Source organism: Streptomyces sp. Ru72 (assembly GCF_002920635.1).
In the GTDB taxonomy this organism is placed as follows: Bacteria; Actinomycetota; Actinomycetes; order Streptomycetales; family Streptomycetaceae; genus Streptomyces.
In genome coordinates, this window is the sequence record NZ_PQSR01000020.1 from 79,432 (window position 1) to 101,956 (window position 22,525).

Sequence of the window (22,525 nt, forward strand, 5' to 3'; positions counted from 1 at the left end):
ACGGCCCCGCCCTGTCCTCCCGGCGTGTCGAGCGGGCGGCCGTGGGCACTGGGAGACGATGGGTTTTCCTCGGACAGCCGGACCGGGGCCGGAGAGGCAGGGGCCGCATGGAGCAGGGGGTCACACCGGAGGGAGTCGGTGACGGGACCGGTGCGCTCGCGTCCGCGGTCGGACACGCGCCCGGGCGAAGCGGCGCCGCCGACACGCGACGGCGCATTCCCCGCACCGACACGCTGCTGAGCGATCCGCGCCTGGCGGAGGCGGTGGGCCGGCTGGGGCCGCGCGTGGTGAAGGCGGCCGTGCGGCAGGCGCAGGAGCAGGCGCGCGACGGCGGCATCCCGCCGGAGCGGGTGCGGGACGCGGCCCTCGCCCTGCTCCCGGGCACCGCCGGCGGGCTGCGCCCGGTGATCAACGCCACCGGCGTGGTGCTGCACACCAACCTCGGCCGGGCGTCCCTGTCGGCCGCCGCCCGGCAGGCGGTGCTGGAGGCCGCCGGGCCCACCGACGTCGAACTGGACCTGCACACCGGCGTCCGGGCCCGCCGCGGGCGCACGGCCGTGAAAGCGCTGTGCGACCGGGTGCCCTCCGCCGCCGCGGCGCACGTCGTCAACAACGGAGCCGCCGCGCTGGTCCTGGTCGCGACCGCGCTCGCCGGCGGCAAGGAGATCGTCATCAGCCGAGGGGAGATGGTGGAGATCGGGGACGGCTTCCGGCTCCCGGACCTCCTGGTCTCCACCGGGGCCCGGCTCCGCGAGGTCGGCACCACCAACCGCACGACCGAGGCGGACTACGCCGCCGCGATCGGACCTCAGACGGGGTTCGTGCTGAAGGTGCACCCCTCCAACTTCCGCGTCACCGGTTTCACCCGCGCCGCCGATGTCGGCGAACTGGCCCCGCTGGGCGTCCCGGTGGTCTCCGACATCGGCTCCGGGCTGCTCGCCCCGCACCCGCTGCTGCCCGAGGAACCCGACGCCGAGACGCAGTTGCGGTCGGGCGCCTCACTTGTCACCGCGAGCGGCGACAAACTGCTCGGCGGCCCGCAGTGCGGACTGCTCCTCGGCGACGGGGAGTTGGTCCGCACCGTCTCCCGGCACCCCCTGGCCCGCGCCCTGCGCGTGGACAAGCTGACCCTGGCCGCCCTGGAGGCCACGCTCACCGGCCCGCGCACCCCGACCGCCGCCGCCCTCGCCGCCGGCCCCGAACAGCTCATGGCCCGTGCCGAGGAGCTCGCCAAGGCGCTGAGCGCCGACGGCATCGACGTACACGCCGTCGACAGCGCGGCGACCGTGGGAGGCGGCGGCGCACCCGGCGTGACGCTCCCGAGCGCCGCCCTGTCCCTGCCCGAGTCGTACGCCGCCGCGCTGCGCACCGGGGCGGTCCCCGTGGTCGGGCGCCTGGATGCGGGGCGCTGTCTGCTCGACCTGCGGGCGGTGCCGCCGGAGGACGACGAGCGGCTTGCCGAAGCCGTGCGCTCCGCGGCGGGAAGGTGGGCGCCATGAGGGTGCTGGCCACCGCCGGGCACGTCGACCACGGCAAGTCCGCCCTGGTGCGGGCGCTGACCGGGATGGAACCCGACCGCTTCGAGGAGGAGCGGCGCAGGGGGCTCACCCTCGACCTCGGCTTCGTGTGGACCCGGCTCGGCGCGGACGGGGAGCATCTGGCCTTCGTGGACGTGCCGGGACACGAGAGGTTCGTCGCCACCATGCTGGCGGGGGTCGGACCCGTGCCCGCCGTGCTGTTCGTCGTGGCCGCCGACCAGGGCTGGCAACCCCAGTCCGAGGAACACCTGGCGATCCTCGACGCGCTCGGGGTGCGGCATGCCGTGCTCGCGGTGACCCGCAGCGACCTGGCGGACCCCGAGCCCGTGCGCGCCGACGCCGTGAAGCGCCTGGCCGCCACCTCGCTCGGCACGGTGCCGTCGGTGGCGGTCAGCGCGGTGACCGGCGCCGGACTGGACGAACTGCGCGCGGAACTGGCCCGGTTGGCGCGCTCGCTGCCGGTGCCGCCCGCGGACGCGGACGTGAGACTGTGGCTGGACCGCGCCTTCACCGTACGCGGCCACGGCACCGTGGTGACCGGCACGCTCGGCGCGGGCACCCTGCGCGCCGGTGACCGGCTGGTGACGGGCGACAGCCCGGCCCCGCTGAAGGTGCGCGGGCTGCAGTGCCTGCACGAGGAACGGTCCGCCGTCGGCGGTGTGGCACGGGTGGCGGTCAACGTGCACGGCTCCGTGGACGGTGCCCTGCGACGGGGGCAGGTGCTGCTGACACCGGACCGCTGGCTGCTCACCGATCTGATCGACGTGCGTGTCACCGGCGAACCGGTCGCCGACCTGCCCCGGACGGTCACCCTCCACATCGGTACGGCCGCCGTCCCGGTGACGGTCCGCCCGCTGGGGGAGGACACCGCGCGGCTGACCCTGATCCGGGCCCTTCCCCTGCGTGTCGGAGACCGGGCCGTGCTGCGCGAGCCGGGCGGGCAGCGCGTGCCCCGCGGGGTGACCGTGCTCGACGTACGCCCGCCGCGACTGGCCCGGCGGGGCGCGGGGCGTTCCCGGGCGGCGGAACTGGCGGCCATGACCGGCCGTCCGGACGGTGCCGGGGAACTGCGGCGCCGACGGCTCGTCCGCCGCTCGGAGCTGCTGGCGATGGGGGTGCCGCCGCCCACCGCGCCCGTCGCCGGGGAATGGCTGGTCGACGAGACCCACTGGGCGGCACTGCGGGAGCGCCTTGCCGCCGAGGTGAAGCGGCACGCCGAGCAGCACCCGCTGGAACCGGGCCTGCCGACCGAGGCGGCCCGGCGCCTGCTCGGCCTGCCCGACCGGACGCTGGTCGACGCGCTCGCCGAGACACCGGGCCGGGCCCGACTGCTGCGGCGGCAAGGCCGGTTGTACGGTCCCGGCAGCCTCCGGCCGACACTGCCACCACCCCTGCGGGCCGCCGTCGACGCCGTGCGACGCGAGCTGACGCAGGCGCCGTTCCGCGCGCCGGAGGCCGACCGCCTGAGGGAACTCGGGCTCACCCGCAAGGCGGTTGCCGCCGCGGTCTCGGCGGGAGCACTGCTGGCGGTGGGCGACGGCATCGTGCTGCTGCCGGGAGCGGACGCCCGGGCCGCCGACGTCCTGCGCCGGCTGCCCCAGCCGTTCACACTCAGCGAGGCCCGCCGGGCCCTGGACACCACGCGCAGGGTGGCCGTGCCGCTCCTGGAACTGCTGGACGCGCAGGGACGCACCGAGCGGGTGGACGACCAGCACCGACGCTGCCGGCCCGAGCCGGGCAGCTGAGGCGTACGGGAATCGAACCCGTCCTGCGGCGCAACCACGTGATCACCGGGCCGCCGCCCTCGGGGCACGGCTCAGCCGGCCTTCGGCAGCTTGTCCTCGCAATCCGGGTTCCGGACCGGCCCGCTGCGGCGACGCCGTGGCCTTCGCACCACCCGCTCGGGCCTGACGGTGAGTGCCGTCTATGGTTCCCCGATGAGCAACGCTGCTGCGGCCGCAGTGCTCACCACCGCCGACCTGGCCGAAGCGATACGAGCCCCTGCCAGGCCGGGATCTGGGAGAGTGCGGGTGAAAGACGGAGGCGGACGGGAATCGAACCCGCCTGCCCGAGATCCTCGGACACCTCGGTTTTGAAGACCGGGAGGGCCACCAGGCACCCACACGCCTCCACCGCTCGCCAGGCTAGTGCCCCGGGAGACAGGGATGACACCGACCCGCCAAACAACCGTCCGCCTCACGCAGTTCGCCCACGGTGGCGGCTGCGCCTGCAAGATCCCGCCCGGAGAGCTGGAGGAGGTGGTCGCGGGGCTGACCGTGCCACCGCTCGCCGGGGGCGACACCCCGCTGCTGGTCGGCCTCGCCACCGGCGACGACGCGGCAGTGGTCACCCACCGGGGAGCGGCGATCGTCTGCACCGCCGACTTCTTCACCCCGGTCGTGGACGACCCCTACGACTGGGGGCGCATCGCCGCCGCCAACGCCCTGTCCGACGTGTACGCGATGGGCGGCCGTCCCGTGCTGGCCGTGAACCTCCTGTCCTGGCCGCGCGACCGGCTCCCGTTCGACCTGGCCCGCGAGGTGCTGCGCGGTGGACTGGACGTCGCCACCGAGGCGGGCTGCCACGTGGGCGGCGGGCACAGCGTGGACGACCCGGAACCGAAGTACGGCATGGCCGTCACCGGTGTCGCCGACCCCGAGCGGCTGCTGCGCAACGACGCCGGCCGGCCGGGACTGCCGCTGTCGCTGACCAAGCCTCTGGGCATCGGTGTGCTCAACAACCGGCACAAGGTCACCGGTGAACGGTTCGAGCAGGCCATCGCCACGATGGCCGCACTCAACCGGGACGCGTCCCAGGCCGCCCTCGCTGCCGGAATCACCTGTGCCACCGACGTCACCGGCTTCGGCCTCCTCGGCCATCTGCACAAGCTGGTCCGCGCCTCCAACGTCACCGCCGTGGTCGACACCGCGGCCGTGCCCTACCTGGACGGCGCCCGGGAAGCCGTACGGGACGGTTACGTCAGCGGCGGCACCCGGCGCAACCTGGAATGGGTCGCCCCGCACACCGACTTCGGGGACACGGACGCCGACACCCGCCTGCTGCTGGCCGACGCGCAGACCTCCGGCGGCCTGCTCGTCGCCGGGGAGGTACCCGGCGCGCCGGTGATCGGGGAACTCGTCCCGCGCGGCTCGCACTCGGTGGTGCTGAAGTGAGCTCCGCGACGGCGGTTCAGACCTCCGTACCGGTGTGGTCGTCGATGCCGGCCCGGGCCCGGTAGGCACGCACCAGCTCGACGGCGGCCGGTCCTCTGGGACGCCGACCGGGCCGGATGTCGACGGCGAACGCCTTCGTCTCCTGGATATGGGTGTTGGGGTCGAGGGACATGTGCAGCAGCTCGTTGGCCGCGTCGCCCGTGGTGTAGCCGTTCGGCCCCCAGTGATAGGGCAGACCGACCTGGTGCAGGGTGCGGCCGTGCACGGTCAGCGGCGGCACCCGGTCGGTCACCAGCACCCGCGCCTCGATGACGTTCCGGGCGCTGACGATCGTCGCCCAGCCGGTGTGCTCCAGGCCGCGCTCGGCGGCGAGTTCGGGTGACACCTCGCAGAAGAACTCCGGCTGCAACTCCGCCAGGTAGGGCTGCCAGCGGGACATGCCGCCCGCGGTGTGGTGCTCGGTGAGCCGGTAGGTGGTGGCGACGTACGGGAACACCTCCGTGCCCGGCTCGTCGCCGCTGGGCTGGTAGCGGTTGTCCGGGTGCGTCGGCATCAACTGCCGTACGGGATTGCGCTGCTGGGGGTAGAGCAGGTTGGTGAAGGGCGAGTCCTGCGGCTCGTAGTGAGTGGGAAGCGGCCCGTCGGTGAGCCCGGAGGGCACGAACAGCCAGGCCTTGCCGTCGGCCTGCATGATGAACGCGTCGGTGCCCGACAGCGCCTCGGCGCCCGTGGCGTCCGGCGGGGGCTGGTGGCCGGGCGACTTGTCGTTCGCGAAGTCGGGGATGTCGTGGCCCACCCACAGCGCCTTCTCCTCGTCCCACCACACCAGTGCCTTGCGCTCGCTCCACGGCCTGCCGTCCGGGTCCGCGGAGGCGCGGTTGTACAGGATGCGGCGGTTGGCCGGCCAGGCCCAGCCCCACTCGTTCGCCACCCAGTTCTGCTGCCGGCCCGGCTTGCGGCGGGCCGCCTGGTTCACGCCGTCGGCGTAGACCCCGCAGTAGATCCAGCAGCCGCAGGCGGTGGAACCGTCGTCTTCCAGCTGCTCGTAGGAGGCCAGTGGGTTGCCCTCGGCGTCGTAGCCGTTGATCTCCGCGAGAACCGCCTCCGCATCCGGTTCGGCGATCTGGCCCTTCGTGGGGTAGTCCCAGGTCAGGTCCAGCACCGGGCGGTCCATTCCGTCGGCCGACCCGGCGAGCTTCTCCCGGATGACGCGGCCGAGGTGGTAGGTGAACCACAGGTCGCTGCGCGCCTCGCCGGGCGGCTCGACGGCCTGGTGGTGCCACTGCAGCAGGCGCTGGGTGTTGGTGAACGTGCCGTCCTTCTCGGTGTGCGCGGCGGCCGGCAGGAAGAACACCTCGGTGCGGATGTCCTCCGTGCGCAGCTCGCCCGTCTCGATCTCGGGGCCGTCCTTCCACCAGGTGGCCGACTCGATGAGGGAGAAGTCGCGTACGACGAGCCAGTCGAGGTTGGCCATGCCGAGGCGCTGCATCTTGGAGTTCGCCGAGCCGACCGCCGGGTTCTCGCCCATCAGGAAGTAGCCCTTGCAGGTTCCCTCCAGCTGGGCCATCACCGTCTCGTAGGTCGAGTGGGAGCCCGTCAGGCGCGGCAGGTAGTCGAAGCAGAAGTCGTTGTCGGGCGTCGCGGCGTCGCCCCAGTACGCCTTGAGCAGGCTCACCAGGTACGAGCGCATGTTGCCCCAGTAGCCCTTGTGCGCCGCCTCCGCCTCGATGAAGGCGTCGAGGTCCTGGTTGTGGTGCGCGTGCGGCATCGGGATGTAGCCGGGCAGCAGGTTGAACAGGGTGGGGATGTCGGTCGAACCCTGGATGGAGGCGTGTCCGCGCAGGGCGAGGATGCCTCCACCCGGACGGCCGATGTTGCCGAGCAGGCTCTGCAGCACGGCGGCCGCACGGATGTACTGGACACCGACGGTGTGCTGCGTCCAGCCGACCGCGTAGGCGAAGGCGGTGGTCCGCTCGCGTCCGGAGTTCTCCGACACGAGTTCGCACACCTGGCGGAACAGGTCCTGCGGCACCCCGCAGATCCGCTCGACCATCTCCGGTGTGTAGCGGGCGTAGTGGCGCTTGAGCACCTGGAAGACGCAGCGCGGATGGGTCAGTGTCTCGTCGCGCTCGGGCTCGCCCTCGGGGATCGCGGCGCCGCCCGAACCGTGGGCCTCACCGCGCGCCGCCTCCGACACCGAGCGGCCGCCACGGGTGCGCTCCTCGTACTCCTGGTCACGCTCGCCCGAGGCCGCCTGGATCTCCGTGCCCTCGTACTGCCAGCTGCTGTTGTCGTAGCTGCGGCTGTGGGCGTCCAGACCCGAGAAGACCCCGTCGAGGTCCTCGGTGTCCCGGAAGTCCTCCCGCAGCACCACCGGCGCGTTGGTGTACGCCACGATGTAGTCGCGGAAGTACTTCTCGTTGCTCAACACATAGTTGACGATCCCGCCGAGGAAGGCGATGTCCGAGCCCGCGCGCAGCGGCACATGGAGATCGGCCAGCGCGCTGGTGCGGGTGAACCGCGGGTCGACGTGGATCACCTTCGCTCCGCGGGCCTTGGCCTCCATCACCCACTGGAACCCGACCGGATGGCACTCGGCCATGTTCGAGCCCTGGATGACGATGCAGTCGGAGTTCTGCAGGTCCTGCTGGAAGGTGGTCGCGCCGCCGCGGCCGAACGAGGTTCCCAGACCGGGAACGGTGGAGGAGTGTCAAACACGTGCCTGGTTCTCGATCTGAATCGCTCCCAGGGCGGTGAACAGCTTCTTGATCAGGTAGTTCTCTTCGTTGTCGAGGGTCGCCCCGCCGAGGCTCGCGATCCCGAGCGTACGCCGGGTGCGGGTCCCGTCGACCTCCCACTGCCAGCCGGCCCGGCGCGCCGCGATCACCCGGTCGGCGATCATGTCCATCGCCGTGTCGAGGTCGAGACGCTCCCACTCGGTGCCGTACGGGCGCCGGTACAGGACGTGGTGCTCGCGCGCGTCGCCGGTGGTCAGCTGCAGGCTCGCCGCGCCCTTGGGGCACAGACGGCCGCGGGAGACGGGGGAGTCGGGGTCGCCCTCGATCTGCGTGACCCGCTCGTCCTCGACGTAGACGTTCTGGCCGCAGCCCACGGCGCAGTACGGGCAGACCGACTTGACCACCCGGTCGGCGGTGGCGACCCGGGGCGTGAGCCGCGCACTGGTCCCGCTCTTGGCGGCGGCCCCGCGGCCCAGCGGGTCGGTGCCCTTGAGCTGGCGGTAGACCGGCCAGGAGTCGATCCATGTGCGTACGCCCATGTCTGCTGCTCCTCCCGCTCCGTTCCTCGTCGTGCGGCCTCCCCGGCGCGGACGACGCCGGACCCCGGACGTTCCCGGCCCTCCTGCGGCAGATTCTCCCGCAGGCGGGCCAACACGGCATCCTCGAACGCCGCGTGTCGGCGCAGCCGGTCCCCGAGTTGACCGCCCGGATCGTCGAACTCCTCACCGGGCAGACCTTCGCCGCCCTCCGGTCCGGCTGGTCCTGGGTACCCGCCGGGCGGCCGGCGAAACGGCCGCCCGGTAGGGCGCCGGACCGTCAGCGACCGCGGGCGTCCAGCCGTTCCCGCTGGGGTACGACCGTGTACTTGGGGTCTTCGGCGGACACCACCCCGGCCTGGAACACGGCGAACCGCAGGGCCGCCGAGCCGGCCAGCAGTGCCGCGCCCGCCGTCGCCGGCAGGCGGCGGCCCGGACGCCGGCCCGCGAGGGTCGCCAGCACGGCGCCGCCCGCCGTGAGCGCCTCCGCGGCGCGCAGCAGCGCATGGGGCCTGCCGTGCTCGTACGGTTCCGCCGCCAGACCCGTGCGCCGCTTCATCAGCCGGAAGGCGCCGAGTTCCAGGGCGGCACCCAGCACCGCCATACGGCGCGCGGGCCCCGCCTGCGTCGCCGGGGCGCCGATCAGGCCCAGTCCGGCCGCCGCGCTCGCGGCGGACCCCGCGAACACGAACGGCATCTCGCGGTAGCCCTCGTGCCACGAGGGCACCGCGGTGTCGGAGATCAGGACGGCGGTGTAGGTGGCGACCGCCGGACCCAGGACGGCCGCGCCCGCCGTGGCGGCGGCCCCCGCCGTGCGGTGGCGGCCCGCGACGTCGGCGGCCGCCGCGGCCACGGTCAGCGGCGCGTAACCGGCGAGCAGCCAGGAGCCGACGCTCATCGGTGAGGTCGGCTTGAGGACGCGGAGCATGTTGATGAAACGGGCCGGGCGCCCGAGATCGTGCACGAGCGCGGCCAGCGACAGCGAGATCGCGCCCGCGGCGCCCAGCTTCGCGGTACGGGCCAGCACCGGCCGCCCGGTGACCTGCCCCCCGGCGGCGAGCAGCGACGACGCGCCCGCGAGGCCACCGAGGTAGAGGTAGCCCGCGATGTCGAGGGGTTTCCAGACCGGCTTGTTCAGGATCGGTTTGCCGTAGTACGAGGAGAACCGCGCCTCGGGCACCATGGACCGCTCGCCGCGTCCGCGGCGCCGCCGACGGCGTCCGGTGTGCGCACCGGTCAGAGCCTCGCGTCCGGGGCGGGCCCCCTGCACGCCCTCGCGGGTGACGTCCGATCCGGTCATCGCGGCCTCCTGGCGAAGCTGACGGCGGCCAGCGCCGCGAGCGATGCGGCGGCCGCCGCCGCGTGCCGCCACATCGAGGGCAGATCCCGGGTGGTGACGACGGGGTCGGGCGGCAGACCGTAGACCTCCGGCTCGTCCAGCAGCAGGAAGAACGCGCCGTCGCCGCCGACGCCGTCCTCGGGGTTCTCGCCGTACAGCCGGGCATCGGTGACACCGGCGGCGTGGAGCCGGGCGACCCGGGCGGCCGCGCGTTCGCGCAGCTCGTCCAGCGGGCCGAACTGGATGGAGTCGGTGGGGCAGGACTTGGCGCACGCCGGTTCCATCCCGACGCCGAGCCGGTCGTAGCACAGGGTGCACTTCCACACCCGCCCGTCCTGGGGACGCTGGTCGATGACGCCGTACGGGCAGGCGGGCACGCAATACCCGCAGCCGTTGCAGATGTCCTCCTGGACCACCACTGTGCCGAACTCCGTCCGGAACAGCGACCCGGTCGGGCACACGTCGAGACAGGCCGCGTGGGTGCAGTGCTTGCAGACGTCGGAGGCCATCAGCCAGCGCAGTTCGGTGCGCCCGTCCGGGGACACCGGCGAGATCTCCCCGGCCGGTGCGCCGGGGGGTGCGGAGCCGGGCGTGGGCGCCGTGGCTCCCGGGCCCGGGGAGGAGGCGGAGGTGCCGAGGCTCCGGGCGGCGTCGAAGACGTCGACGTCCTGGTGGCCTGCACCGGGCTCCTGCCCGCCGAGCGGCTTGCGCTGCTCGATGAAGGCCACGTGCCGCCAGGTGTCCGCACCCAGCCCCTGGGTGTTGTCGTAGGACATGCCGGTCAGTTCAAGGCCGTCCTCGGGTACGGAGTTCCACTCCTTGCACGCCACCTCGCACGCCTTGCAGCCGATGCACACGGAGGTGTCCGTGAAGAAACCCATGCGCGGCGGGGTGTCGGTGTACCCGGCCGCCTTCGCCACGTCGGGTTGCGGGCCGAAGAGCAGGTTGGCGCGCACGGCGTCCTCGCCTGCCCCGCCGGCCTCCGCGGCGCTGCCACGCGTCATGCCCCAACCTCCTAGGCCCTGTCGTCATCGGCACCCGTCGAGCTCGGCGCTCACTCGCGTTTCGAGCCTGGCACGAGTCCCCCGGGCGCGCTCGCCGGAAACGCCCTCGGAGGATTCCGTGCCGGAGGCGGCAGTTCCGCGGCTCGGCCGTTCGGCCCGCGCGGGCGGGCGTCAGTTGGCCGACGGGCTGGGCGTGGGGGCGGCCGTGTTGATGTTCAGGTCCGGGCGCGGGGTGAGGACGACCATCGGCTCTCCGGGCTGGGGCGCCGGCGGGGTGAGCTGGTCCTTGGGGAGCTTCGGCGGGGTGGTCTGCTGGAAGTTGGCCTGGTCGAAGTTGACCGTGCCCGTCTTCTCCATCATGGTCAGGTGGTCCAGGACGGTGTCGTTGGCCAGGTCGGCGAGCTGACGCACCAGCGTGTTCTTGGTGGTGGCGCGGATCTTGGCGATCACCGGGAAGATCTGGCCGTGGGTCACCCGCATGATGTTGGCGGCGGTGGAGTCGAACTCCTTGCCGTTCGCGGCCTGTGCGGTCGCCACGAACTGCTGCTGTTGCGGAGTGGCCCGGTTGGGCAGGGTGATGCCCAGCTCCGGGGCGATCTTGCGGCACATCTCGTCGAGTCCGGCGTGCCCGACGATCAGGTGCTTGCCCGCTTCCCGCATCTCCGGCGACGATCCCTTCTTCAGGGAGATCTCCCCCAGGGGGTACTCCCACAGCCCCGCTGAGCGCACCTTGACGACGAAGTCGCGGTCGGCCTCGGTGAGCGGCCCGTACCGGGTGTTGGCGATGACACGGTCCGGCGAGCTGGACGTGGTCTGGACGCCGAGCATGGCGGGGTAGGCGAGGGCGGTGAGGGTCAGGCCCAGCGCCCCGGCCACGAAGAGGGTTCCTGCGATGTTGCGGGATATGGGCATGCTGCCTCCATGCACGAGCGGCTTGTACAGCAGGAGGTACGTAGGCGCCAGCCGCATCGATCATTGCTTTGGGAAAAACTTGTTCAGCGCCCTGTGTCGTGCGTCACAGCGGGAGGCGAGCCGGAGGTGTGCTCAGGGTGTCAGCCGGAAGACAGCCGTGATCAGGCCGGCGATGCCGAGGAGCGCGCAGGCGCACGCCGCGTGGGCCTTGAACAAAGCGCGCCGCAGTGTGATGTACCGGGCCTCGTACTCGTCCCGCAGCTCCCGGGCGCGCCGGGCGATGGTGGCCAGCGTCTGACGGGTGATGTCGAGACGCCGGCTGACGTAGTGGTGTACCAGGTCCTCGGCCTGTGCGGTCGTCAGCCACGGGAGCCGGGCGCACAGGGCCTCGGCTTCGCGGTGCGCCCTGTCGTACTCGGCGTGGGCGAGCAGGTACCCCTCGACTTCGGCGGCGAGCGCGGGACCCTCGGCGTGCGGCGGCCTGTCGTCCGGTGCCGGGCTCACCGCGGGGGTCCCTGGTGCCCCGGCGCCTCGATGACGTCGCGCTTGCCGGTGTACGTCACGTAGTCGACCTCGGCCATGTCGGGGTGGTGCAGGTCGAAGGCGGGGGACTCCGAGCGGATGCGGGGCAGGGTGGTGAAGTTGTGGCGCGGCGGTGGGCAGGAGGTCGCCCACTCCAGCGAGCGGCCGTAACCCCAGGGGTCGTCGACCTGGACGCGCTCGCCGTACTGCGCGGTCTTCCACACGTTGTACAGGAACGGCAGGGTGGACAGGCCGAGCAGGAAGGCGCCGATGCTCGAAACGGTGTTCAGCCAGGTGAAGCCGTCGGCGGCCAGATAGTCGGCGTAGCGGCGGGGCATGCCCTCGGCCCCGAGCCAGTGCTGGACGAGGAACGTCGTGTGGAAACCGACGAACAGCGTCCAGAAGTGGATTTTCTCCAGGCGGGTGTCGAGCATGGTGCCGGTCATCTTCGGCCACCAAAAGCTGAAGCCGCCGAACATCGCGAACACGATCGTGCCGAAGAGCACGTAGTGGAAGTGCGCCACCACGAAGTAGGTGTCGGTGACGTGCCAGTCCAACGGCGGCGAGCCGAGGATGACGCCGGTCAGGCCGCCGAAGAGGAAGGTGACGAGGAAGCCGGCCGCCCACAGCATCGGTGGCTCGAAGGACAGCGAGCCCTTCCACATGGTGCCGATCCAGTTGAAGAACTTCACCCCCGTGGGTACCGCGATGAGATACGTCAGGAAGGAGAAGAACGGCAGCAGTACGGCCTGGGTGGCGAACATGTGATGTGCCCAGACCGTGACCGAGAGGCCGGCGATGGCGATGGTCGCGCCCACCAGTCCCAGGTACCCGAAGATCGGCTTGCGGGCGAAGACCGGGATGATCTCGCTGATCACGCCGAAGAACGGCAGCGCCAGGATGTAGACCTCGGGATGGCCGAAGAACCAGAACAGGTGCTGCCACAGGATCGAGCCCTCGACGGCCGGGTCGAAGACGTGGGAGCCGAAGTGGCGGTCGGCCTCCAGCGCGAGCAGCGCCGCGGCGAGGACGGGGAAGGCGAACAGGACGAGGACCGAGGTCAGCAGCACGTTCCAGGTGAAGATCGGCATGCGGAAGATCGTCATGCCGGGGGCACGCATGCACACGATCGTGGTGATGAAGTTGACCGCACCCAGGATTGTCCCGAATCCGGACAGGGCGAGTCCCATGATCCACAGGTCGCCACCGAGGTGCGCGGTTCGTGCAGGTCCGCTGAGCGGGGTGTAGGCCGTCCAGCCGAAGTCGGCGGCACCGTCGGGGGTGAGGAAACCGCTCATCGCGATCAGGGCCCCGAAGAGGAACAGCCAGTACGACAGCATGTTGAGTCGTGGGAACGCCACGTCGGGTGAGCCGATCTGCAGCGGCATCACCGCGTTGGCGAAGCCGGCGAAGGTGGGGGTGGCGAACAGCAGCAGCATGATCGTGCCGTGCATGGTGAACGCCTGGTTGTACTGTTCGGGCGACAGGATCTGCAGGCCCGGGCGGGCCAGCTCGGCCCGGATCAGCATCGCCAGCACCCCGCCGATCAGGAAGAACACGAAAGACGTGGCCAGGTACAGGTGCCCGATCTTCTTGTGATCCGTCGTCGTCAGCCACGCCACGACCACGCGGCCCGGATGGCGACGCCCCTCGACCGGTACGAGTGTGACCGGCTCCGTCTGTGAGGTCATCGAAACAACTCCCGATACGGGAAAAGCGGCGAATGGGAATTACCCGGTCAAAGATCCCGTAACGGTGCTTGATGCGCACGTGCATGGGGGCTGAATGGCTCGTCGTGTCGGACGCGGGCGCGTGCGTCCGCCGGTCATGGCGCGGTCGGTGAGGCGGGCGTCCAGTGGCGGGTGCATGCCACCTGACCTATCCTCACGAGCAGGACGACGTGAGGTGCCGGCGGGTGCCCGGCGGAGCGCACGAGGCAGACCATGGGAGTCGTGGCCCGCGTGGACGCGTACCAGCGGCGCCACCGCTGGGCGGGGCTGCCGCTCGCCGTGCTGTACAAGTTCTACGACGACCAGGCGACCTATCTCGCCGCGGTCCTCACCTACTACTCGTTCCTGTCGCTGTTCCCGCTGCTGCTGATCCTCGTCTCCGTCCTCGGCACCCTGCTCAGCGGCAACCCCCAGCTACGGGAACGCGTCCTGAACTCCGCGCTCGGCGAGTTCCCCGTCATCGGCGACCAGCTCGGCGAGAACATCCACTCCTTCCACGGCAGCGGCGTCGCCCTCGTGGTGGGCGTGGTGGGCAGCCTCTACGGCGCCCTGGGTGTGGCCCAGGCCGCACAGCACGCGCTGAACAAGATCTGGGCCGTGCCACGGTACGCGCGCCCCGATCCGTTCCGGTCACGGCTCAGGGGCCTGCTGTTCCTGTCGATCCTCGCGCTCGGGCTGTGCCTGACCACGGCGCTGTCCGTCGCGGAGTCGCGGGCGAGCGTGTTCGGCGCCCGGCTGGAGACCGGAGTCAGGGTCGCCGCCGCGGCCGCGGCCATCGTCCTCAACGCGGCGCTGCTGCTGCTCATCTACCGGACACTGATCCGGCGCCGGCTGCCGCTGCGCCGGCTGTTCGGCGCCGTCCTCGGCGGTGCCTTCGCCTGGCAACTGCTGCAGTGGGGCGGCTCGTACTACGTCAGCAAGGTGCTGCACGGCGCCACGGCCACCTACGGCCTGTTCGGCATCGTCCTCGGTCTGCTGGCCTGGCTCTACCTCGGCGCGCTGATCTTCCTCATGACGGCCGAGGTCAGCGTGGTCCGGATCATGCGGCTGTGGCCGCGCAGCCTGCTGACCCCTTTCACCGACCGGGTGCAGCTCACTGCGGCCGACCGGCGGGCCTACCAGTCGTACGCGGCCACCGAGGCCTTCAAGGGCTTCCAGAAGATCAGGGTGCGCTTCGGCCCGCCACCGCAACCGCCCTCCGGCGGCCCTCCCGAGGAAGAGGGCTGACCGCTGGGCGGCGGGCATGAGGGCGGCGTGCCGTGTCCGTGACACGACGCGCCGCACTGATGCGCTACTCCGCTCGTCTCAGCGGGGGGCGCGGCGGGTGATGCCGACGGTCAGGCCCATGGCGGCCAGCCCCAGGACCGCCGTCACGGCACCGATCCAGCAGTTGTTCCAGATGATGCCCGCCCGTGCGCCGTGCGTGGCGGTGACCACCCAGGGCGAGATGATGAGCCACACCCCGAGCGGGGCCACCACCCATGCCGGGCGGAGCATCCGTTCCGGAGCCAGGGCGGCACAGAACCCGATGAGACCGACTGCGACGCCGACGATCAGGTTGTTCACGGCGATGAACGGGGTGCCCGAGAAGTGCACGACCCAGGGCGAGATCGCCGCGTAGAGACCCGCCAGCAGGACCAGACCGCCCAGAGCGACGGCCGACCCGCTGGACGCGGTGCGTTCCAGCCGTTCCCGCATCTCCGCCAGGTCGGGATGCGTGGTCAGGCCGGTGGTGTGCTGCGCCATTGCTGTCGCCTCCTTTGATCAGGGGCGTTCTTTGCCTCATGCAATAGTTTACTCTGATTGGGTGGTTATGCCAGGTTTCTTCGGTTTTTTCGGGGATTGCTGGCGCCTATGACATGAGGGTGGCCGCGTCGCTGCGCTGTTTACGCAGGGCCCGGAAGGGTCACTCATCGTGTCGGCACGTGGCGGCAGAGGGGCGCGGCGAGGGAGCGGACATGGCGTTGGTGGCGGATTTCGTGTTGCAGCGGCTGCGCGAGTGGGGGGTCGGGCGGGTCTACGGCTACCCGGGCGACGGGATCAACGGACTGCTCGGCGCCTTCGACCGTGCCAAAGGCAGCCCGGAGTTCATCCAGGTCAGGCATGAGGAGATGGCCGCGTTCATGGCGTGCGCTCATGCCAAGTTCACCGGTGAGGTCGGCTGTTGCACGGCCACCTCCGGTCCCGGCGCGGTGCACCTGCTCAACGGGTTGTACGACGCCAAGCTCGACCACCAGCCGGTGGTCGCGGTGGTGGGTCAGCAGAAGCGGCTCTGCCTCGGCTCGCACTACCAGCAGGAGATCGCCCTCGAGCAGCTGTTCGCGGATGTCTCGGAGTTCTGCCAGATGGTGGTGCATCCGGGTCAGGCGCGGCACGTCGTCGACCGGGCGTTCAAGACGGCGCTGACCACTCGGGGCGTCGCGACGATCATCATTCCGGAGGACGTACAAGAGGCGGATGCCCAGCCGTCGCCGCCCAAGACGCACGGCTCGGTCTTCTCGAGTGTCGGCTGGAGCCGGCCGCGGGTTCTGCCCGATCCCGATGAGCTGCGCAAGGCCGCGGACATTCTCAACGAGGGCTCGAAGGTCGCCATGCTCATCGGCCAGGGAGCCGCCCACGCGGAGAGCGAGGTCGTTCAGGCGGCCGAACTGCTGGGTGCCGGGGTCGCCAAGGCGCTGCTGGGACGTGAGGTGCTGCCGGACGACCTGCCGTTCGTGACCGGTCCCATCGGTCTGCTCGGCAGCAAGGCCAGCGACAACATGATCCAGAACTGCGACACGCTGTTCATGATCGGCAGCAGCTTCCCGTACTCCGAGTGGCTGCCCGACGAGGGCCAGGCCCGCGGTGTGGAGATCGACATCGACGGTCGGATGATCGGCATCCGCTACCCGATGGACGCCCATCTCGTCGGGGACTCCAAGGAGACGCTCAAGGCTCTTCTGCCACTGCTCAAGCGCAAGGAGGACCGCAGTTGGCGCCAACAGATCGAGAAGGACGTACGGGAATGGAACGCCGTCTGTGAGAAGTGGTCCGACCAGCACTTCGGTGGGCGGATCAATCCCCAGGCCGTGGCGGCGGAGCTGTCGCCCCGGCTGCCGGACGACTGCATTCTGACGGCCGACTCGGGTTCGGGGACGAACTGGTGGGCGCGTCACCTGAAGCTGCGCAAGGGGATGCAGGCGTCCTTGTCGGGCACGCTGGCCACGATGGGGCCGGGGACGCCGTACGCGATCGCCGCGCGGTTCGCCTATCCGGACCGGCCGGTGATCGCGTTCGTCGGCGACGGCGCGTTCCAGATGAACGGCATGAACGAGATGATCACCATCAAGCGATACCTGGACCGGTTGTCCGGGCCAGCGCCGTTCGTCTTCTGCGTGTTCAACAACCAGGACCTCAACCAGGTCACGTGGGAGCAGCGGGCCATGGCCGGGGATCCCAAGTTCCCGGGTTCGCAGTACATTCCGGACGTCCCGTACGCGAAGTACGCCGAGCTCCTGGGCCTGAAGGGCGTGTACTGCGACAAGCCGAAGAAGATCGGCGCGGCCTGGGACGAGGCACTGTCCAGTGACAGGCCGGTGGTGCTGGAGTTCAAGGTGGACCAGGAGATCGCGCCGATCCCGCCGCACATCATGACCGAGCAGGGGAAGAAGGCCGCCAAGGCCGCCGTGCACGACCCCGAGAGGGTGGGCATCGCCACCAAGGGCGTGCGCCAGAAGCTCACCGAATACGCCGAGCGCCTCCCCGGGCGCCACCATGGGAACTGACCCGGGGTCCGTCGGGGCCGCCGGTCCGGCGCCGGACGAGTGCCGCATCGACGCGGTCGACGTGCACGCCTTCGAGGTGCCGACCGACGGTCCGGACGGCAAGGAGCAGGACGGAACGCTGGACTGGGAGTCCACCACGGTCGTGCTGGTCCGGGTCCACGCCGGCGGACGGACCGGACTGGGGTACACCTACGGGGACGTGTCGGCCGCCTCGTTCGTCGAGTCCAAGCTGGCGCCGGCGATCAAGGGCCAGGACGTGACCTCGCCGCCGGCCCTGTGGCAGCGGATGGGCGTGCAAATCCGCAACGCCGGGCGCCCGGGCGTCGGAGCCATGGCGGTGTCCGCCGTCGACGTGGCGCTGTGGGACCTCAAGGCGAGGCTGCTGGGGCTCCCCCTGGTCCGGCTGCTCCCCGTCTACCACGACCGCGTCCCCGTCTACGGCAGCGGCGGCTTCACGAACTACTCGCCGGCCCGCCTCACCGACCAGCTCACCGGATGGGTCGAACAGGGCATTCCCCGCGTCAAGCTGAAGACCTCGCGGGAACCCGAGCGCGACCCGCTGCGGCTGACCGCGGTGCGCAAGGCGGTCGGCGACGAGCCGGAGCTGTTCACCGACGCCAACGGGGCGCTCGGCCGCAAGGAGGCGCTCTACTGGGCGCGCCGCTTCCACGACGAGTGGGACGTGCGCTGGTTCGAGGAACCCGTCAGCTCCGCCGACCTCGAAGGACTGCGCCTGCTGCGCGAGCGCGGACCGGAACGACTCGAGATCGCCGCGGGCGAGTACGCCTACACGATGCGGGACTTCGTCAACCTCGTGGAGCGTCCCGCCGTGGACTGCCTCCAGGCGGACGTCACCCGCTGCGGCGGCATCACCGGCGTCCTCGAGGTGGCCGGCCTCGCGGCGGGCCATGACCTCGACCTGTCGGCGCACTGCGCCCCGGCGGTGTCCGCGCACGCCTTCTGCGCCGTACGACGCCTACGGCACCTGGAGTACTTCCACGATCACGTACGGGTCGAGGACCTGCTGTTCGACGGCACTCTGTCGCCGATGGGCGGTGCCCTGCGACCGGACACCGGCCGTCCGGGACTCGGGCTGGACGTCAAGTGGGCCGACGCCGAGCCGTACCGCGTCTACGGGCTGCGGTCGGCCTGACCAGGTCGCGAAGGAGAGGTGAGGATCCGATGGCGAAGGCAGCACGCAGGGCGAAGCGCGAGGTGCCGACCAGAACACACCCTGAGATCGCGGGCCCGCCGCGGGCCCGGATGACCCTCGACGTGGGCAGGCTGGAGCGGGCTCTGCGCAAGGCGGTGGAGGGCGAGGTCCGCTTCGACACCGCCTCCCAGGGGTTGTACGCGCAGGACGCGTCGAACTTCCGTCAGGTCCCCATCGGCGTGGTCGTTCCGCGCACCCTCGACGACGTGGTCGCGGTCCACAGGATCTGCCACCGCTTCGGTGCACCGATCCTCAACCGTGGTGGGGGCACGAGCCTGTCGGGTGAGACGGTCAACGAAGCGGTGGTGATCGACCACTCGAAATACCTCACCGACATCGGAGAGCTCGACGTGGACCGGCGCCTGGTCACGTGCGAGCCGGGTGTCATCAACGAGGAACTGAATCGGCACACCGGCCGGTGGAACCTGGTCTTCGGACCTGACCCGTCCTCCCACTCCCGGTGCGTCATCGGCGGCAACATCGGCAACAACTCCTGCGGTATCCACTCCGTGCAGGCGCAGCTGTACGGCCCCGGGCCCCGCACGAGCGACAACGTCCACGCGCTGGAGATCGTCACCTACGACGGAGCGCGCTTCTGGGTGGGTGTGCAGGAGGAGAAGGACCTCGACCGCATCATCGCCGAGGGGGGCCGCAAGGGGGAGATCTACGCCGCGCTGCGGGATCTGCGGGACAAGTACGCCGACGCCATCCGGGCCGGCTTCCGCTCCGCGGAGGACGTGCCGCGCCGGGTGTCCGGTTACAACCTCGACGAACTCCTCCCCGAGCGCGGCTTCAACGTCGCCCGTGCCCTCGTCGGCACCGAGAGCACCTGCGCCACCGCCCTGCGGGCCGTCCTCATGCTCACCCCCGCCCTTCTGCAGCGCACCCTCGTCGTGGTGGAGTACGACGACCTGGCCGACGCGGCCGAGCACTGCACGGAGATCGTCGAGCGGTTCCGGCCGATCGGTCTGGAGGCGCTGGACGACGAGCTGATCCGCGACCAGCAGGTGCAGAACATGAACGTGGAGGACATCCAGGAGCTTCCGCGCCTCGGCGGAGGGGCCTGGCTGCTCGTCCAGTTCGGCGCGGACTCCGCCGAGGAGTCCGTCGACCAGGCGCACCGGTTCCTGCGGTGGCTCACCGAGGACAAGGGGTATGACCGGGACCGCGTCCGTATCGCCAAGAGCAAGCAGGAGGGCGGCACCAGCGAGCACCTGTGGGCGATCCGGGAGAGCGGTCTCGGCTCGACCGCGTTCCCGCCGGACGGGAAGGACCACTGGCCGGGCTGGGAGGACTCGGCCGTCCCGCCGGACCGGATCGGCGAGTACGTGCGCGAGCTGCGCAAGGTGATGGACCGGCACGGCATCACGGGCGCCATGTACGGCCACTTCGGGCAGGGCTGCATCCACTGCCGGCTCAGCTTCGACCTGCGCACCGCCGACGGCCTGGCGACTTACCGGGCGTTCATGGAGGAGGCCGCCGACCTGGTCGTCTCCATGGGGGGCTCGGTCTCCGGGGAGCACGGTGACGGCCAGCAGCGCGGCGAGTTGCTGGAGAAGCAGTACGGGACCGAACTCGTCCAGGCCATGCGGGAGTTCAAGGCGATCTGGGACCCGCAGGGGAAGATGAACCCCGGCAAGGTCGTCGATCCCTACCGGATGGACGAGAACCTGAAACTGGGCACCGACTACAATCCGCCCCGGCACCCGACCAAGTTCGCCTACGAAGAGGACGGCGGGGACTTCGCCCACGCGACGCTGCGGTGCGTCGGGATCGGCAAGTGCCGCGTGCCGCAGGCCGAGACGACGATGTGCCCGAGCTACCAGGTCACCCGGGAGGAGAAGCACACCACCCGCGGCCGGGCCCGGCTGTTGTTCGAGATGCTGCAGGGCGAGGTGATCACCGACGGCTGGCAGTCCAAGGAGGTCGCCGAGGCGCTCGACCTGTGCCTGGCCTGCAAGGGCTGCACCAACGACTGTCCCGTCAACGTGGACATGCCCACCTACAAGGCGGAGTTCCTGTACCACCACTACAAGTCACCCCGCCGCCGGCGGCCCCGCTACGCCTACGCCTTCGGGTTCATCGACCAGGCCGCCCGGATCGCCTCGCGCGCTCCGGAAGTGGTCAACCTCGTCACCCACACCCCCGGACTGTCCCACCTCGCCAAGCTGGTCGCGGGCATCGACCGCCGCCGGCCGCTGCCCCGCTTCGCGCCCATGACGCTGCAGGAGTGGTTCACCCGCCGCGGCGGCACCGCCAACCCGAACGGGCGCCCCGTGGTCCTCTTCCCCGACACGTTCAACAACCACTTCCACACAGACGTAGGGGTGGCGTGTGTCGAGGCGATCGAGGCCGCGGGCTGGCGGGTGATCATGCCCGAGCAGCACCTCTGCTGCGGACGGCCCCTGTACGACTACGGCTTCCTGGACACCGCCGAACGCTATCTCCACCGGGTCCTGGACGTCCTGCGGCCCCATCTCAGGGCCGGCACACCGATCGTCGGCATGGAACCGAGCTGCCTGGCCGTCTTCAAGGACGAACTGCCCAAGCTGCTCCCGCACGACGACGACGCGAAACGGCTCACACGCAACGCCTACCACTTCCCGGAGTTCTTCCGGACGTTCGACATCGACCCTCCCTCCCTCAAGGGCAAGGCGCTGCTGTGGGGGCACTGCCACCAGCGCGCCACCGGCGGCATGGGCCCCGAGCAGGAGCTGCTGGAGAAGATGGGCCTGGAGGTGGAGAACCTCCAGGGCGGGTGCTGCGGGCTCGCCGGATCCTGGGGCTTCGAGTCCGGCAAGTACCAGATCTCCATGGAGTGCGGCGAACAGGCCCTGCTGCCCGCGGTCCGCGACGCCGACAAGGACTGCCTGGTCGTCGCCGACGGTTTCTCCTGCACCACCCAGATCAAGGACGCGCGCACGGGACGGCAGGCCCTGCACGTGGCCGAGGTGATGAAGATCGCCCGCGACAAGGGCGCCCATGCCATCACGCGGCGGCCCGAGCGCGGTGCCGCCCGCAGGCCGGCTCCGCCCTGGCGGGAACGGGCACGGCGGGTCGCGGTGGTGGCCGCGGTGGTGGCCGTCCTCTCGGCAGCCGGGGTCCGTGCGGTGCGCCGCTGAGCCGTGGTGCGTGCGCCCCGGGCCGGTCACTGCTCGCACGTGTGGCCGGTGCGGGCGGTTCGGGCGCCTGCGTGACGCGCGGCCGGTGAGGTCGGGCCGGTCAGTGCGTGACGCGCGGCCGCCAGTGGTGTTCGCAGAACCAGCGGCCGAACAGCGCACCGCCGTAGACCACGAACCCGACACCGGTCAGCCAGGACTCCAGTACGAGGACCACCCCGAGCGGTCCGTAGCTGACCGCGTTGCTGACGATGAGCGGTGTGAAGACGAGATAGGAGAAGACCCGCAGACCGATCAGCCCGACCATGGTGGCGAGCGCGCCCGGCAGCAGGTCCCGCCAGCGGACCTGGCCGCCCAGGAGGAAGCGCTGGCCCCACCAGAAGAACAGCACGCCGGTCGCCAGGGACGCCACGACCCGCAGCCATCCGTGCAACGCCAGACGTGTCTGCACCTCCTGGTAGAGGTAGGCGGTGAGCACGATCAGCCAGGTGGCCTGGCGCCAGATGCGGTGCCACGGGCCGGGAGGCAGGTTCCAGATCCGCTCGTACCCGTTCTGGACGCTCCCGCCGAAGGACACCCCGAACACGGCGAGCAGAATCCCGCCCCACACGCTGGTCGCGCTGATCACCTTGCGCGGCGCGGTGGTGATGTCGGTGACCACCTGCGCGGACCGGCCGGACAGCCCCATGCCGTCGACCAGCCACGTCGTGAAGCCCCCGTGCGCCAGAGGGTCGGCGGCCGCCACCACGATGAGCAGGGGCGCCAGCGTCACCAGAGCCAGAGTGGCGAAGCCGAGGGCGCGGTGCATCAGCTCCAGTTCACGGCCGCGCCGGACCAGGTCGTACGTCTTCAGCCGGTCCCACATGTGGTGCACGGCCTGCCGGATCAGTTTCACGGCCCGCTCCGCGATCATCCTCCCGCTCCTTGGGCGCCCCGC

Annotated in this window: 15 protein-coding genes and 1 tRNA gene; 7 read left to right on the forward strand and 9 right to left on the reverse strand. The window is 71.1% G+C overall.

Features of this window, described 5'->3' with window-relative positions:
* Window positions 1-107: 107 nt before the first annotated feature.
* Together selA and C3488_RS12820 are read left to right on the forward strand one after the other, a co-directional pair.
* Entirely contained in the window at window positions 108-1,499 is a 1,392-nt protein-coding gene (gene selA / locus C3488_RS12815) for an L-seryl-tRNA(Sec) selenium transferase (protein ID WP_103839516.1), read from the forward strand.
* Window positions 1,496-3,283, forward strand: coding sequence for a SelB C-terminal domain-containing protein (locus C3488_RS12820; RefSeq protein WP_103839517.1), 1,788 nt, complete (start codon window positions 1,496-1,498; stop codon window positions 3,281-3,283). The genes selA and C3488_RS12820 overlap by 4 nt, the downstream gene beginning before the upstream one ends.
* A gap of 293 nt (window positions 3,284-3,576) precedes the next feature.
* On the opposite strand, the gene C3488_RS40470 is transcribed toward C3488_RS12820, so the two are convergent.
* Window positions 3,577-3,669: transfer RNA gene (locus tag C3488_RS40470), tRNA-Sec, on the reverse strand.
* Between the two features lie 34 nt (window positions 3,670-3,703).
* Between C3488_RS40470 and selD the strand changes: the two genes are divergently transcribed.
* Entirely contained in the window at window positions 3,704-4,711 is a 1,008-nt protein-coding gene (selD, locus tag C3488_RS12825; protein WP_103839518.1) for a selenide, water dikinase SelD, read from the forward strand.
* Window positions 4,712-4,727: 16 nt separating this feature from the next.
* Here selD and fdh read toward each other — a convergent pair whose 3' ends face one another.
* The 6 genes from fdh to ctaD all read right to left on the reverse strand — a co-directional run bounded on the left by fdh (window position 4,728) and on the right by ctaD (window position 13,453).
* Window positions 4,728-7,988 (reverse strand): formate dehydrogenase, encoded by a 3,261-nt coding sequence (fdh, locus tag C3488_RS12830; protein WP_146067855.1) that lies wholly within the window; start codon window positions 7,986-7,988, stop codon window positions 4,728-4,730.
* A gap of 277 nt (window positions 7,989-8,265) precedes the next feature.
* Window positions 8,266-9,285: an NrfD/PsrC family molybdoenzyme membrane anchor subunit gene (nrfD, locus tag C3488_RS12840; RefSeq protein WP_181138990.1), complete on the reverse strand. Its 1,020-nt coding sequence runs from the start codon at window positions 9,283-9,285 to the stop codon at window positions 8,266-8,268.
* The gene (locus C3488_RS12845; protein WP_103839521.1) at window positions 9,282-10,328 is read right to left on the reverse strand and encodes a 4Fe-4S dicluster domain-containing protein; all 1,047 of its coding nucleotides are present in this window, start codon (window positions 10,326-10,328) and stop codon (window positions 9,282-9,284) included. Before C3488_RS12845 ends, nrfD begins: the two co-directional genes overlap by 4 nt.
* Before the next feature lie 171 nt (window positions 10,329-10,499).
* Window positions 10,500-11,240: a DUF4142 domain-containing protein gene (locus C3488_RS12850; protein ID WP_181138991.1), complete on the reverse strand. Its 741-nt coding sequence runs from the start codon at window positions 11,238-11,240 to the stop codon at window positions 10,500-10,502.
* Window positions 11,241-11,372: 132 nt separating this feature from the next.
* Window positions 11,373-11,744, reverse strand: coding sequence for a hypothetical protein (locus C3488_RS12855; RefSeq protein WP_181138992.1), 372 nt, complete (start codon window positions 11,742-11,744; stop codon window positions 11,373-11,375).
* Window positions 11,741-13,453 (reverse strand): cytochrome c oxidase subunit I, encoded by a 1,713-nt coding sequence (gene ctaD, locus C3488_RS12860; protein ID WP_103839522.1) that lies wholly within the window; start codon window positions 13,451-13,453, stop codon window positions 11,741-11,743. Before ctaD ends, C3488_RS12855 begins: the two co-directional genes overlap by 4 nt.
* 252 nt (window positions 13,454-13,705) lie before the next feature.
* On the opposite strand from ctaD, the gene C3488_RS12865 reads away from it, so the two are divergent.
* The gene (locus C3488_RS12865; protein ID WP_103839523.1) at window positions 13,706-14,719 is read left to right on the forward strand and encodes a YihY/virulence factor BrkB family protein; all 1,014 of its coding nucleotides are present in this window, start codon (window positions 13,706-13,708) and stop codon (window positions 14,717-14,719) included.
* A gap of 78 nt (window positions 14,720-14,797) precedes the next feature.
* On the opposite strand, the gene C3488_RS12870 is transcribed toward C3488_RS12865, so the two are convergent.
* Window positions 14,798-15,238, reverse strand: a complete 441-nt coding sequence (locus tag C3488_RS12870) for an SPW repeat protein (protein WP_103839524.1) — start codon at window positions 15,236-15,238, stop codon at window positions 14,798-14,800.
* 212 nt (window positions 15,239-15,450) lie between these two features.
* Between C3488_RS12870 and C3488_RS12875 the strand changes: the two genes are divergently transcribed.
* Genes C3488_RS12875 through C3488_RS12885 form a run of 3 tightly spaced genes read left to right on the forward strand, consistent with a single transcriptional unit; the run spans window position 15,451 to window position 21,591 of the window.
* Window positions 15,451-17,256, forward strand: coding sequence for a thiamine pyrophosphate-requiring protein (locus C3488_RS12875; protein ID WP_103839525.1), 1,806 nt, complete (start codon window positions 15,451-15,453; stop codon window positions 17,254-17,256).
* Window positions 17,246-18,409 carry an enolase C-terminal domain-like protein gene (locus tag C3488_RS12880; RefSeq protein WP_103839526.1) on the forward strand — a complete coding sequence of 388 codons (1,164 nt, stop codon included), beginning with the start codon at window positions 17,246-17,248 and terminating at the stop codon, window positions 18,407-18,409. The genes C3488_RS12875 and C3488_RS12880 overlap by 11 nt, the downstream gene beginning before the upstream one ends.
* A gap of 29 nt (window positions 18,410-18,438) precedes the next feature.
* Window positions 18,439-21,591, forward strand: a complete 3,153-nt coding sequence (locus C3488_RS12885; protein ID WP_103839527.1) for an FAD-binding and (Fe-S)-binding domain-containing protein — start codon at window positions 18,439-18,441, stop codon at window positions 21,589-21,591.
* Window positions 21,592-21,691: 100 nt separating this feature from the next.
* Here the strand turns inward: C3488_RS12885 and C3488_RS12890 are convergent, their stop codons facing one another.
* Entirely contained in the window at window positions 21,692-22,453 is a 762-nt protein-coding gene (locus tag C3488_RS12890; protein WP_103839543.1) for a ribonuclease BN, read from the reverse strand.
* Between the last annotated feature and the right edge of the window lie 72 nt (window positions 22,454-22,525).

Bases quoted from the DNA above. Each gene is read 5' to 3' on its own strand.
- selA (WP_103839516.1), top strand. From the start codon at position 108: ATGGAGCAGGGGGTCACACCGGAGGGAGTCGGTGACGGGACCGGTGCG.
- C3488_RS12820 (WP_103839517.1), top strand. From the start codon at position 1,496: ATGAGGGTGCTGGCCACCGCCGGGCACGTCGACCACGGCAAGTCCGCC.
- selD (WP_103839518.1), top strand. From the start codon at position 3,704: ATGACACCGACCCGCCAAACAACCGTCCGCCTCACGCAGTTCGCCCAC.
- nrfD (WP_181138990.1), bottom strand. From the start codon at position 9,285: ATGACCGGATCGGACGTCACCCGCGAGGGCGTGCAGGGGGCCCGCCCC.
- C3488_RS12845 (WP_103839521.1), bottom strand. From the start codon at position 10,328: ATGACGCGTGGCAGCGCCGCGGAGGCCGGCGGGGCAGGCGAGGACGCC.
- C3488_RS12850 (WP_181138991.1), bottom strand. From the start codon at position 11,240: ATGCCCATATCCCGCAACATCGCAGGAACCCTCTTCGTGGCCGGGGCG.
- ctaD (WP_103839522.1), bottom strand. From the start codon at position 13,453: ATGACCTCACAGACGGAGCCGGTCACACTCGTACCGGTCGAGGGGCGT.
- C3488_RS12865 (WP_103839523.1), top strand. From the start codon at position 13,706: ATGGGAGTCGTGGCCCGCGTGGACGCGTACCAGCGGCGCCACCGCTGG.
- C3488_RS12870 (WP_103839524.1), bottom strand. From the start codon at position 15,238: ATGGCGCAGCACACCACCGGCCTGACCACGCATCCCGACCTGGCGGAG.
- C3488_RS12875 (WP_103839525.1), top strand. From the start codon at position 15,451: ATGGCGTTGGTGGCGGATTTCGTGTTGCAGCGGCTGCGCGAGTGGGGG.
- C3488_RS12880 (WP_103839526.1), top strand. From the start codon at position 17,246: ATGGGAACTGACCCGGGGTCCGTCGGGGCCGCCGGTCCGGCGCCGGAC.
- C3488_RS12885 (WP_103839527.1), top strand. From the start codon at position 18,439: ATGGCGAAGGCAGCACGCAGGGCGAAGCGCGAGGTGCCGACCAGAACA.
- C3488_RS12890 (WP_103839543.1), bottom strand. From the start codon at position 22,453: ATGTGGGACCGGCTGAAGACGTACGACCTGGTCCGGCGCGGCCGTGAA.